Source organism: Caballeronia sp. BCC1704 (assembly GCF_902833455.1).
Lineage (GTDB): Bacteria > Pseudomonadota > Gammaproteobacteria > Burkholderiales > Burkholderiaceae > Caballeronia.
Window position 1 is genome coordinate 1,214,927 of record NZ_CADFFT010000001.1, and the last position, 12,569, is coordinate 1,227,495.

Here is a 12,569-nt window from a genome sequence, read left to right on the forward strand (position 1 = left end):
CGATACCCAGGACCGATGATACCTGCGCGGACATGTCCGCGTGGCGACGAGGGAGATGCCGGCGGCGCTACTTGCCGGCGAGCGAGTCTTCGGTGTGGCGCGTGGGCGGCGGGTCGGCGGGGCGCACTTCGCTGCGGTCGCGCCCGCGCGACTTCGCCTCGTAGAGCGCGAGATCGGCGCGCGAGAGCATCCATTCGAGCGCGTCGTCGCTCGCCTGTTCGGTGATGCCGATGCTGACCGAGAGCACCGCATCGTCCGGCAAATGCGCGCAGTGTTCGTGATGGAAGCGCTTGCGCAGCCGTTCGAGCACGGCTTGCGCATCGGCCAGCGACGTCTGCGGCAGCAGAATGCCGAATTCCTCGCCGCCGAGCCGCCCGATCGCGTCGCTCGGACGAAGCTGCTCGCGGCAGACTTCCGCGAAATGCTCGAGCGCGCGATCGCCGGACGCGTGCCCGTAGCGGTCGTTGATCTGCTTGAAATGGTCGAGGTCGGCAATGGCGACCGACAGCGGCGTGCCGGTCGAGCGCGCCAGTTCGACCTCTTGCCGCAGCGTATCGAGGAAATAGCGGCGCGACAGGGCGCCCGTGAGCGCGTCGTGGCGCGCTTCGGCCGACAACAGCGTATTGGCCGATTGCAACTGCTCCGCCAGATCGCGCGTTGCGCGATGCAGCCTGCGCTCGCGAGAATACGAGGTGGCGATCACCACGGCGAGCGTCACGACGCCGAGCATCGTAAGGAACACGAGCAGGCGGTCGCGGCTATGGTTGCGCGTGATCTCGGTCCAGCTGGTGAGCGGGTGGACGATATGCGCCGACAAGCCCGAGTTGAGGCCGGTGCGCTCGTCGTACAGCGAGGGCACGGTGTCGCCGTTCACGGCGAAGAAGCCTTTCGCGAGCGCGGGCGCGAGCCAGGGCGCCGACTGCCGCATGCGCTCGCCGACGTTTTCTATGCGCAGCGGCGCGAACGCGTCGCGTCGATAGTGTTCGAGGCGCTCGCGGGCGGTCATGCGCGCGATAGCCGCATCCGGCATCGCCTGATATTCGAGCCGGCCGTCGTGCGCCATCACCACGACGCCGTTTTCGTCGGTGACGAAGGTTCCAGGGCGCGACACCCAGTGCCGCAACCGGTCGATGCTCACCTTCGCGATCACCGCGCCGACCAAGAGCCCGTCCTGGTACACGGGCGCGGCGATGAAGATGCCCGGTTCGGCCGACAGCCGGCCGACGCCGTACATTTCGACGAAACCGCCGAGCAGCGCCCGCACGACATAGGCCCGACCGCTCATGTCGTAGCCGATGAAGCTGTTGTCTTCGCCCGCGTTGCTCGACGCAATGCAGTAACCCTGTTCGTTCACGAGCCAGAGGGAGTCGAGTCCGGAGAAGCCCTGCGCGTCGTGCAGGAAGCGGTTCACCTTGTCGAGTCCGGGCCGGGCCATCCATTGCTCGCGCCGCACGGTTTCCGTCGCCTTCACGCTCGACGCGTAACGCCGCGACTCCGACAGCGCGCGCTGCGTGACGTCCATCTGCGCGAGCGTCGCGGGAATGGCGCGGGACATGGCGAGGTCGCTCGCGATGATCTGCGCCATGTTGTCGACGATGGAAGCCGCCATCTGCCGTTCGGTGCGCACGGTGGCGGCCATCTCCTGCTGTACCATGCGGTCCGACAGCAGGCCGGCGGCGACCCAGCACCCGAGCGCGAGCAACGCGAGGCAAAGCGTCGCGATGGCACGGTGCAGGAGGAGCTTTTTCATCGGTCTGGCCCGTGTCGCGGCGTCACGCCGCGGCCATCGGGTGTTCGGCGCGTGCCCGCGACGCGGCCGCGAGAAGCTGCGCCCCAAGCGTGGCCGATTCCGATTCGCGCGGGGACTCGCCGACACGGGCCAAAAACGCGATAATCGCCGCCCTGAGGCGGGCGGTCAGCCGGCTTGCCCGGGCGCGTTCATTGCGTCTGTCAGGCGCGGCGGCGGTCTGTGCATGCGCGCGAGCTTCGGGCGTGCGGCCAGAAAGGTGTCTCGTGTCCGTCGGACGGCCTTCCGACTCGTTCTTGGCGTCTCGCATTGCATCGGCGCTCATTTATTGTTTGTGACAAGCCCAGATTGGACGATGTTTTTCGTCGTCTATCAAGCGCCTTATTAATGCGAACGGCGTTCGCCCAACACATTGCCTCGCAACCGCGCGGTTTGCTTGCCGCGGCGGCTCGCTTGTGCCTGCATTCGGCGCGATGGCGGGCCGAAAGCGCGCTGCAAGGATGAAGCGGTGCGCGCCGGTTTGCGCCGGCCCTTCAGTTCGGCCCGGCCGTGCCGATGAGCAACAGAAGCCGCACGCCGCGAGCCAAAGTTCGGCGCGAAGGTTGTGCCTGTCATCGTGAGTGGTGTAGTGTCGCTCGGTTCAGCGCGAGCGCGTGTCGTCCGCCGGGCGGCCGGACGCGTTGAACCTGTTGAACCCGTCGTGCGCCATCGCGCGCCGTCGCGGCAACGAAGGTGAGGGGGCTCGCCCGGACGACGGCACTAGCCGTCTCGAGCATCATCCGCGCCGTGCGCGGTCGTAACACAGCCTTACGGGGAGGGCCTTGAATGGAATTTGGTTTCAATCTGAATCGCACGGCGAACGCGTCCGCCTGGCGGCTCCTGCCCAACCGCTGGGACTTCGTGGCGTTCCCGATGATTATCTGCATCATCGCGCTCGCCGCTGTCGGCTTTCACGAAACGCTCGCGCCCATCTCGACCCTGCAGACGCAGGCGATCTCGCTCGACCCCGCGAATCTCCCCGAATATGCGTTGCGAACGACCTTGCGCATGCTGGCCGCGATGGTCGCGTCGCTCGTCTTCACGCTCGCCTACGGCACGCTCGCCGCGAAGAGCCGGCGCGCGTCGCTCGTGCTCGTGCCGATTCTCGACATCCTTCAGTCGGTGCCGGTGCTCGGCTACATCTCTTTTACCGTCACGTTCTTTCTCGCGCTTTTCCCGGGGCGCGTGATCGGCGCGGAGTGCGCGGCCATTTTCGCGATCTTCACGAGCCAGGCGTGGAACATGACGTTCAGCTTCTACCAGTCGCTGCGCACGGTGCCGCGCGACCTGGACGAAGTCTCGCGCGGCTTTCACCTGACCAACTGGCAACGCTTCTGGAAGCTCGAAGTGCCGTTCTCGATGCCCGGCCTCATCTGGAACATGATGATGTCGATGTCGGGCGGCTGGTTCTTCGTCGTGGCCTCCGAGGCGATCACGGTCGGCAATCGCAGCATCGTGCTGCCGGGCATCGGCGCATATCTCGCGGCGGCCATCGGCGAGCGCAACCTCGGCGCGATCGGCTGGGTGATTCTGGCGATGACCGTTGTGATTCTCGCCTACGACCAGTTGATGTTCCGCCCGCTCGTCGCGTGGGCGGACAAGTTCCGCATGGAGAACACGAGTTCGGGCAACGCGCCGGAGTCGTGGCTGCTCGACCTCATTCGCCGCACGCGCCTGATTCACCGCCTGCTCGTTCCGGCGGGGTGGATTCTCGCCAAAGCCGCGCGCGTGCCGATCAAACTGCCGTCGCTGCAAGGCGTGAAGCTGCCGCTGCGCGCGCCGGTGTCGTCGACGCGCGCCGGCGATATCGCCTGGGGCGCGGCGGTGCTCGTGATTACCGCGTACGTCGTCTGGAAGGTGGTGTCGTTCGTCGCGACGGGCGTCACCTGGGGCGAGGTCGGGCATGTGTTCGTGCTCGGCTTCATCACGCTGTTGCGCGTGGTGGTGCTGATCGCGATTGCCTCGGTGATCTGGGTGCCGATCGGCGTGCTCATCGGCCTGCGCCCGGCGCTCGCCGAGAAGTTTCAGCCGCTCGCGCAGTTCCTTGCGGCGTTCCCGGCGAACCTGCTGTTTCCGGTGTTCGTCGTCGTGATCGTGCGCTGGCATCTGAACCCGGACATCTGGCTGTCGCCGCTCATCGTGCTCGGGACACAGTGGTATATCCTTTTCAACGTGATCGCGGGCGCGTCGGCCTATCCGAACGATTACCGCGAAGCCGCGACGAATTTCCAGATTCGCGGCTGGCAGTGGTGGAAGAAGGCCATGCTGCCGGGCATTTTCCCGTACTACGTCACCGGCGCGATCACCGCTTCGGGCGGCGCGTGGAACGCGAGCATCGTCGCGGAAGCGGTGTCGTGGGGCAAGACCAGCGTCGTCGCGCACGGACTGGGCGCCTATATCGCGCAGAACACGGCCGATGGCGACTACCCGAAGATCATTCTCGGCATCGCGGTGATGTCGCTCTTCGTGACGCTGTTCAACCGCCTGTTGTGGCGCCCGCTGTACGCCTACGCCGAAGCGCGGCTTCGACTGGATTGAGGACGAGTTCCGATGCAGAACCTTAAAAACACTCAGACGCCCGCCCAGCAGGCGGCGGTGCGCACTCCCGGCACGCCCGCCGGCGCGCCTGCGTCGGCGTCGCAGAAGCCGCCGCGTCTCGGCGCGGAGATTCTGCGCGTGCAGAACGTGAGCCGCGGCTTCAACAAGACGCAGGGCGAACTGCTCGTGCTCGACGACGCGAATCTCTCGCTGCGCGAAGGCGAGATCGTCGGTCTGCTCGGGCGCTCGGGCTCGGGCAAGTCGACGCTTTTGCGCATCATCGCCGGACTGATCGAGCCGACCGACGGCGAAGTGACCTATCTGAACGAGCCGTTGCGCGGCCCGGCGAAGGGCGTCGCGATGGTGTTCCAGACCTTCGCGCTCTTTCCGTGGCTGACCGTGCTGCAAAACGTGGAGGCCGGTCTCGAAGCGCAGGGCGTGGGCGCGCGAGAGCGCCGCGAGCGGGCGCTCGCCGCTATCGACCTGATCGGTCTGGACGGCTTCGAAAACGCCTATCCGCGCGAATTGTCGGGCGGCATGCGGCAGCGCGTGGGCTTTGCGCGGGCGCTCGTCGTCGATCCGACGCTGCTCCTGATGGACGAGCCGTTTTCCGCGCTCGACGTGCTGACCGCCGAAAACCTGCGCACCGACTTGCTCGATCTGTGGACGCAGGGGCGTCTGCCGATCAAGTCCGTGCTGATCGTGACGCACAACATCGAAGAAGCGGTGTTCATGTGCGACCGCATTCTCGTGCTGTCGTCGAATCCCGGCCGCGTGATGGCCGAGATCAAGGTGCCGTTCAAGCACCCGCGCAACCGGCTGGACCCGGCGTTCCGGCGCCTGGTGGACGACATCTACGCGAAGATGACCGCCCGCCAGCTCGACGACGCGAAGAGGAAGGGGCTTGAGTTGGGAAGCTGGCTGCCGTCCGTGTCGACGAATCTGATGGCGGGTCTGATCGAAACGCTCGCCGCCGAGCCGTACCACGGCCGCGCGGACATGCCGGAAATCGCACGGACGCTGCATCTTGAAGTGGACGACCTCTTTCCGATTGCCGAAGTGCTGCAACATCTCGGTTTCGCGGACGTGCGCGAAGGCGACATCTACCTGACGCCACAGGCCCGCGTGTTCGCGGAATTCGGCACGCAGGAACGCAAGATGATGTTCGCCGAGCACTTGCTGCGGCACGTGCCGCTCGCCGCGCGCATCAAGAAGGTGCTCAACGAGCGGCCGGGGCATCGCGCGCCGCGCGTGCGCTTCGAGCAGGAACTCGAGGACTTTCTCTCCGATAAAGCCGCGCAGGAGACGCTCGATGCGGTCATCGACTGGGGGCGTTATGGCGAGATCTTTTCGTATAACGACCAGACGGAGATGCTGAGTCTGGAGGATGTGGAGGCCTGAACGGGCGGTTTGTCGCTCGGCTTTTGTGGCGTGGGTGCGTCTGCATCGTCGTCCTTCACCACGGAAAACGCGAGTAGACGCCCAACCAGATTACGCGGTTCTATGGCCCAAATAAAAAGCGCGGCTCCCGAAAACGGAAGCCGCGCTTTTTTGCGTACGCCACGCGTGTTGCCTACTGCAAATTCCCCCAACGCTCGACCGCAGGCTCCGCCGACGCCCACTTCCAGCCTTCCGTCTGCTTGCACGCGCTCGCCACGAACCACTCGGCGTGCGCGTTCGCATCGTCGCCGTCCGCGACGGAGAACGCGAACTCCTTGCAGCTTGCGAGCGCGTTGTCGAACTCGCGCAGCACGCGCACATCGCCGTGGCCGTTTTCGATCGGCAACGTGTGCTTGACCTTCCACGGGCGCGTCTCGCCGACGGCCGATACGCCCGCCGCAGCCGCGATGGCTACTTGCTGATCCGTATGCAGCGACTTCGACACGCGCTTCACGGCTTCGTCGGTGGCGGCCTGCACCGCGATGCCGACGCCTAAGCCGATCGCCGGATTCGTCGTCACGGCGCCGGTCGCGATGCCCGCGACCGCGCCTGTGGCCGCGCCGATGGACGCGCATCCGCTCATCGTCACGCACGCGGCGGCGACCGCCACGGCAAGTGAGATGCGCAGCGCGGGATGAACTGCGAGCCGCACCGTCATTGCAGCGAGCCCCAACGCGGCGTGGCGGGTTCGGCCGACGCCCATTTCCACTTGGCTCCGTCGCGGCAGACGGAGGCGACGTAGAACGCGCTGTCGGCGGGGCGGTCCTTGGTGGCGTCGCGATCGACGGAGAACACGATTTCCTTGCAGTCGAGCGCGCCGCTGCTGATCGTGCGGCTGACCGTCACGCGGCCTTTTTCGTCTTCTTCGAGCGGGATTGAATGCGTCACGACCCACGGGGCCACCGCGCCCACCGCGAGCGGGCCGGCGACAGCCGCGATCTTGTCCTGCGTATCCGTGTGTACGATGCGCTGCGTATACTGCACGCCCGCCCGCGCCGCCGCTACCGCGCCTAAGCCGATGCCGGTCGCCACGGCGGCGTTGTCCGTCACCTTGGCCGCTACGGCCGCGCCCGCGATACCCGCGCCGGCTGTCGCGCCTTCGCTATAGAGGGAATTGCATCCGCTGAGCGTCAGGCACGCAATGACGCCGCTCGTGATCGCGGCGAGCGCGGCGGCGCGCTTGCCGCGCCGGGGGACACCAATCTGCATATTGCTTTTCCTTCGTCTGCCGTTTTTTCTCGCTGCGGTCTTCCGAAAGGCCGCAGCCGACGTTCCTTCGAGCAGGCACTCGGATGCGAGTCCTGTCGCGGGCTTCGGGCATTTTGAAGCATGCCTCTAATTACCGCTTCGAGAAAATTGCAAGAATTTGCAAGCGGCGGGAACGCGTTGCGGATTTCGTAACGCGGGCCGTCTGAGAAGGACGCCGCGAGAGGCTGCGACGGCCTCCTGCGGCGGTGAGACGAGAATCAGCTTTCGCTGGTTGAAGGGGTGTCGCTCGCGTCGGTGTCTTCGTTTTCATACGCGCCGAGGCGGTTGTACAGCGTCTTGAGACTGACGCCGAGCGCCTTGGCCGCGCGCCGCTTGTCGCCGCCGCAGTGCTTGAGCGTGCCGAGGATGATCTGCTTCTGCGCGTCCGCGAGCGGCGTGCCGACCCACACGTTCATGGCATCGCCCTGCGTGACGGGCTTCTTCACCCGCGACGCCAGGTGCGGATGCGCGATTTCGACCGTCTTCTCAGCGAGGATGAACGCGCGATAGACCGTATTCTTCAACTCGCGCACGTTGCCGGGCCACGAATACGTGCGCAGCACATCGAGCGCGCGCTTGCTGAAAACCTTGTTCGTGCCTTCCTGCGCGTTCATTTCGGAGAGGAAATGCTGGGCGAGCAGTTCGCGGTCGGCGTCGCGCTCGCGCAGGGGCGGCGCGCGCAGCGGGAACACGGCGAGACGGTACATCAGGTCTTCGCGAAGCCCGTTTTCCTTGACCGCGGCGACCGGATCGCGGTTCGTCGCGGCGATCACGCGCACGTCCGAACTGATCAGATCATTGCCGCCGACGCGAAAGAACGTGCCGGTTTCCAGCGCGCGCAGCAGCTTGACCTGACGCACCGGCGACATTTCGGTCACTTCGTCGAGGAACAACGTGCCGCCGTTCGCATGTTCGAAATAGCCGATGCGTCCCTGCACCGCGCCCGTGAAACTGCCTTTCTCGTGGCCGAAGAGCTCGGCTTCGATCAGGTTGTCCGGAATCGCGCCGCAGTTGACGGCGATGAACGGCGCGTCCTTGCGCGCGCTGTTGTCGTGAATCGTCCGCGCGACAAGCTCCTTGCCGGTGCCCGACTCGCCGATGATGAGCGCGGTCGCGTCGGTGGCGGCGACGCGCTCGATCTGCGCGTACAGCTCCAGCATGACGGGCGACGAGCCGTACAGTAGTCCGTAAGACTTCAAACCCGGCACGTCCCCCGCAGAGCGCTTTTTCTGCGCCGGTGTTTCGCCTGCGACAAGCGGCGGGTCAAGATCGGTTGACGCCATAGGTCCTGATAGTTCCTGAGTTCTGCGAATGTGATGGGCGAGCGGCGCGCGGCGCCTTCGGCTGACGTGCCGCCCGTGGACGCGCGCGGTCGCTCGAATCGGCTGATGTCCGGCGCGGCCGGGCGGGTCCGTGGCGTCGGGCGTCGGCAGCGGCGCGGTGGTGCTGACGCGCTGCGCTGCCTTGCGCCCGATGGCGATGAGCCGGTTGCCCTCGAAAGCGTCAGTCCGGAGTCGCGGCGCGACTCGATGTTTCGCCATGCGACTCTATCTCATAAACGCTATTTAACCATTCGCGACGATATTGCGGCAATGCGTGCCGTCGGTCGGATGGCAATTTGTCTGATTGCGTTTGGGGCCGTGCGCGATATCCGGAAAGGTTCTCCGTGCGCGCCGCGAATTTACAAGGCCACGGCGTAAGACTTACCCGACGACCATGCTTTCTTTTTGGCCTTTTGCGACTGCGCCGCACGCGGGCGCCGCTCCTCGCCTGAATGGCACAGAAGCTGCTCCTACGTACTCATCCTTATTCGAATGCCCGCGACGGGAAGCCGAACAAACGGGCAACGGGAGAGGTCGAGCACATCATGGAAGACATTTTCGATTTCGATGTTGCCGCCGACGAGCGCCGCGATTCGGCGCAAACGCGGCTGGCTCGCGACAGGGGCGCGCGGCCGTCGGGCGATCGGCAGGAACTCGCGGCGGGCGAACCGATCGACATCTATCACTGGGCGGCCGTCGCGCTGGTGACGGCGCTGATGTGCGCGGTGCTCGGCTACGCGGCGGGCACGCCCGCGCTCGCTCGCGCCGCCAACGTGACGAGCCTCGTGTTCGGCGTGGCAGGCGGCGCGCTGACGGCGAGCGGCATCATCCGGCGGCTGCGCGCGCGCATGACGGGGAGCGGCGCGCATCGGCCGCTGGCCGTGACGGTGCCGAAGGCGCAGTAGTCGCCTGGCCGCTGTAGCTTTATTGAGATCCGCAATCGTGCGGAAGACCCACTTGGCGAGGACTGATTCATGAGTCACACGACTGTCCAGCTTGCGTTGGGCAAGCAGAAGATCATCGAAGACATCAAGGTGCTGCTGAACGACTCGGAAGAGTTGTTGCGGCTGTCGTCGGCGCTGCCGGGCGAGGGCGTCGAGGCACTGCGCTCGCGTCTGCGCGATCACGCCGACACGGCCCGCGCCGCGCTCGAAGACGCGCAGGCGAACGCGCAGAGCCGCTATCGCGCGAGCATCGACTGCACCGAGCGGTACGTGCGCGAGAATCCGTGGCAATCGCTCGGCATGGCGGCTGCCGCGGGTTTCCTGCTCGCCGCAATCATTTCGCGTTAATCACGCGGATCGTTCGCCCGTTCTAGCGGGCGTGCGGCATCGAACTTAACGACACGGGGGAGAAGAACAATGGCACGGTCATCGATTGGAGTGTTCGGGGCGCTTTTCGCGGTCGGCAGCGTACTCGCCTGGAAATGGATGCAGTCGCAGGACGCAAACGGGCGGCGTGCCGTCAGCGGCGCAAACCGCTGGCAAGGAGCACGCTCGCGCGGCGGCAAGTACGTCGTCGGCGGGACGCCTGACGCGTGGCATTTCCCGAAAAGCTGATCGCGCAATTCGCATCGACACCACGCGGTTGGCGCATCGGCTTGATCCGCCGAATCCTTCGCGATCCTCACGCAATAAAACGCACGCCCTCGCGGCGTGCGTTTTTATCTTGATAAACCCTTATAATCATTGAACCTCTGCCATAAGTTGCGAATTGGAAAAACTTACGGCTCAGAGACCCAAGCGTGCGGAACTTTCGGAAATTAATCTGTTTTCTGCGCTTCGCGGTCGGGTTTTAGCCTTACGGGCACCCGACCCGCCAGACGCACCGGCCCGGACGGCCCCAGTCGCCCGGAGAAGACCACGCTGCTACGCGGCGTGTGACCCTGAAACGCTTTGGAAGAATTCGAGACGCAATGCCACACGTATTGATTGTCGATGACGATCCCAGTACCCGCGAGGCGCTAGCCGCGATCATCGGCGAAGACGGACTGACCACGGCCACCGCCAGCGATCTGCGCGAAGCGCGCATCCAGCTCGTGCGGCAGACGCCGGACGTCGTTTTCACCGATCTGAAACTGCCCGACGGAACGGGCGTCGACCTGTTCGAAGATCTCGATCCGCGCTCCGGCGTGGAATTCATCGTCATCACCGGGCATGCGACGGTGGAATCCGCCGTGAGCGCGCTCAAGATGGGCGCCGCCGATTACCTCGTCAAGCCCATCAACATGCAGCGCGTGAAGGCGATTTTGTCGCGCCTGCCGCGCGCCGGCGATCTGAAGGCGGAAATCGGCACGCTGCGCGGCGAGTTGCGGCGCATGGGCCGTTTCGGGCTGATGCTCGGCAATTCGCCCGCCATGCAGACGGTCTATGACCAGATCGGCCGCGTCGCGCCGACGGCGGCCTCCGTACTGCTGATCGGCGAATCGGGCACGGGCAAGGAAGTCGCCGCCCAGACGCTGCACGAACTCAGCCTGCGCCGCAAGCATTCGTTCATCGCGGTGAACTGCGGCGCGATCTCGCCGAACCTGATCGAGTCCGAAATGTTCGGCCACGAACGCGGGTCGTTCACGGGCGCGGATCGTCAGCACAAGGGTTATTTCGAGCGGGCGAACGGCGGCACGCTGTTCCTCGACGAAATCACCGAAATGCCGATCGAACTGCAGGTGAAGCTGCTTCGCGTGCTGGAGACGGGCATGTTCATGCGCGTCGGCACGACGAAGGAAATCGAGACCGACGTGCGCCTGATCGCCGCGACGAACCGCGATCCGGAGCAGGCCGTGCTCGAAGGCAAGCTGCGGCTCGACCTGTACCACCGGCTCAACGTGTTCCCGATTAACCTGCCGCCGCTGCGCGAACGCGGCAAGGACGTGGAGCTGCTCGGACAGGCGTTCCTCGACGAGCTGAACGCGCGTTACAACACGAAGAAGGACTTCCCGCCGGCGGTGCGCGAGATGCTCGCGTCGTACAACTGGCCGGGCAACGTGCGCGAACTGAAGAACTATGTGCAGCGCGCCTACATCATGTCCGGCTCCGATTCCGACAGCACGGCAACCGTCCCGCTGCAAATCTCGTTATCGCGGCCTTCGTCGGGTACGGCGGTGACGATTCCGTTCGGGACCTCGCTTGCGCAGGCGGATCGGCAGCTGATTCTCGCGACGCTCGAACAATGCGGCGGCGTGAAGACGCGGGCGGCGGAAATCCTCGGCATCAGCCTGAAAACGCTCTACAACCGGCTCGTGGAGTACGGTGAAGATGCGAACAAGGCGGCCGTCGGCGAAGGCGGAGACGTGAACGAATCGGAAAGCGAAAATCGCTGAACGTCGGTTATCTTCACATGAAAACAACGTCCGCTGCTTGCAAAAAGCGCGGGCGTTTTTGTTGGCAGGCGCGCTTTCAGCAACGATAATGACACGAATGGACGCGTCGGCCGAGGTGAAATCAGGGGCATAACCCTTGCTGCCGATCCATGCGACATCCGCGTTCGACCGGACCCCAGCCGCCCTTCGGACGAGGATGCAACCACGATCACAAGACCGCAAGGAGCCCGCAATGTCCGATTTCGCCTCCGACCGCGCGCCGATCAGTGCGCAGACGCCACAGCCGCCGGACCCGCCGGTGACGCCGCCCGATCAGCCGCCGCCGACGCCGATTCCGCCCGATACGAATCCAGACCCGACGCGCGACCCGCCCGAGCCGCCGACGCAGCCGATCGGCGACCCGCCGCCGGGGCCGAACGAAACGCCGCACGTCGGCTGAGGTTTATTCGGCCAATTCACCGAAGCCGTGCAAACCTTGAACAAACTTCCATCCCGAACGTAGGGATTACAACAGACAAAGTACCAATGACCGGCTACGCCGATGGCTTCCGGTCATTTCTTCTGAAACGCACTGCTGGCAAACGCCAGCAGCGCATCGGTCGGACGCCGCCGAGGTCCATTCGCGACGGCCTTCTTTCTGGAGGCATCAATGAGGCATCCCGCACTGCGACGCTCCGCGCGTCATTCGTCCAAACGCGAAGCCCGCGCCGAAGCCGCGAAAAACGGCGCCGCGCCGACGTCGGTCACGCCGCCCGCGCATCATGACCCGGCCGGTCAGAACCGCCCTGCGCCTGGCGTTCCGCCCGATGGCGAACACAACCAGGGCGGCGTGCGCTCCGAAGGCATCGACTATCAGCGCGACCTCGGCTCCGAGCAGGACGCGTGAACGCCGACGCATTCGGCATATTCATCACAA

Annotated in this window: 12 protein-coding genes; 7 read left to right on the plus strand and 5 right to left on the minus strand. The window is 65.3% G+C overall.

Annotated features, from left to right (window positions below):
• Positions 1-67 precede the first annotated feature (67 nt).
• Together HWX53_RS05655 and HWX53_RS05660 are read right to left on the minus strand one after the other, a co-directional pair.
• Positions 68-1,750: a sensor domain-containing diguanylate cyclase gene (locus HWX53_RS05655; protein WP_175939819.1), complete on the minus strand. Its 1,683-nt coding sequence runs from the start codon at positions 1,748-1,750 to the stop codon at positions 68-70.
• 22 nt (positions 1,751-1,772) lie between these two features.
• Positions 1,773-2,072, minus strand: coding sequence for a hypothetical protein (locus HWX53_RS05660; protein ID WP_175939820.1), 300 nt, complete (start codon positions 2,070-2,072; stop codon positions 1,773-1,775).
• A gap of 500 nt (positions 2,073-2,572) precedes the next feature.
• Between HWX53_RS05660 and HWX53_RS05665 the strand changes: the two genes are divergently transcribed.
• Both HWX53_RS05665 and HWX53_RS05670 read left to right on the plus strand, forming a co-directional pair.
• Positions 2,573-4,324 carry an ABC transporter permease subunit gene (locus HWX53_RS05665; protein ID WP_175939821.1) on the plus strand — a complete coding sequence of 584 codons (1,752 nt, stop codon included), beginning with the start codon at positions 2,573-2,575 and terminating at the stop codon, positions 4,322-4,324.
• A 12-nt stretch (positions 4,325-4,336) separates the two neighbouring features.
• Positions 4,337-5,725, plus strand: a complete 1,389-nt coding sequence (locus HWX53_RS05670) for a nitrate/sulfonate/bicarbonate ABC transporter ATP-binding protein (RefSeq protein WP_244140005.1) — start codon at positions 4,337-4,339, stop codon at positions 5,723-5,725.
• A gap of 172 nt (positions 5,726-5,897) precedes the next feature.
• Here the strand turns inward: HWX53_RS05670 and HWX53_RS05675 are convergent, their stop codons facing one another.
• The 3 genes from HWX53_RS05675 to HWX53_RS05685 all read right to left on the minus strand — a co-directional run bounded on the left by HWX53_RS05675 (position 5,898) and on the right by HWX53_RS05685 (position 8,295).
• Positions 5,898-6,347, minus strand: a complete 450-nt coding sequence (locus HWX53_RS05675; RefSeq protein WP_244140047.1) for a hypothetical protein — start codon at positions 6,345-6,347, stop codon at positions 5,898-5,900.
• Between the two features lie 71 nt (positions 6,348-6,418).
• The gene (locus tag HWX53_RS05680) at positions 6,419-6,973 is read right to left on the minus strand and encodes a hypothetical protein (RefSeq protein ID WP_175939822.1); all 555 of its coding nucleotides are present in this window, start codon (positions 6,971-6,973) and stop codon (positions 6,419-6,421) included.
• A 257-nt stretch (positions 6,974-7,230) separates the two neighbouring features.
• The gene (locus HWX53_RS05685; RefSeq protein ID WP_175939823.1) at positions 7,231-8,295 is read right to left on the minus strand and encodes a sigma-54 dependent transcriptional regulator; all 1,065 of its coding nucleotides are present in this window, start codon (positions 8,293-8,295) and stop codon (positions 7,231-7,233) included.
• A 584-nt stretch (positions 8,296-8,879) separates the two neighbouring features.
• Between HWX53_RS05685 and HWX53_RS05690 the strand changes: the two genes are divergently transcribed.
• From HWX53_RS05690 to HWX53_RS05710, 5 genes are all read left to right on the plus strand, one after another.
• A complete protein-coding gene (locus HWX53_RS05690) occupies positions 8,880-9,239 on the plus strand; it encodes a hypothetical protein (RefSeq protein WP_175939824.1) in 360 nt (119 codons plus the stop codon).
• A 69-nt stretch (positions 9,240-9,308) separates the two neighbouring features.
• Entirely contained in the window at positions 9,309-9,626 is a 318-nt protein-coding gene (locus HWX53_RS05695; protein WP_175939825.1) for a DUF883 family protein, read from the plus strand.
• 623 nt (positions 9,627-10,249) lie between these two features.
• On the plus strand, positions 10,250-11,653 hold the full coding sequence (locus HWX53_RS05700; protein WP_175939826.1) for a sigma-54 dependent transcriptional regulator: 1,404 nt from the start codon (positions 10,250-10,252) through the stop codon (positions 11,651-11,653).
• 232 nt (positions 11,654-11,885) lie between these two features.
• The gene (locus tag HWX53_RS05705) at positions 11,886-12,092 is read left to right on the plus strand and encodes a hypothetical protein (protein WP_175939827.1); all 207 of its coding nucleotides are present in this window, start codon (positions 11,886-11,888) and stop codon (positions 12,090-12,092) included.
• A gap of 210 nt (positions 12,093-12,302) precedes the next feature.
• Positions 12,303-12,539, plus strand: coding sequence for a hypothetical protein (locus HWX53_RS05710; RefSeq protein WP_175939828.1), 237 nt, complete (start codon positions 12,303-12,305; stop codon positions 12,537-12,539).
• Positions 12,540-12,569: the final 30 nt, after the last annotated feature.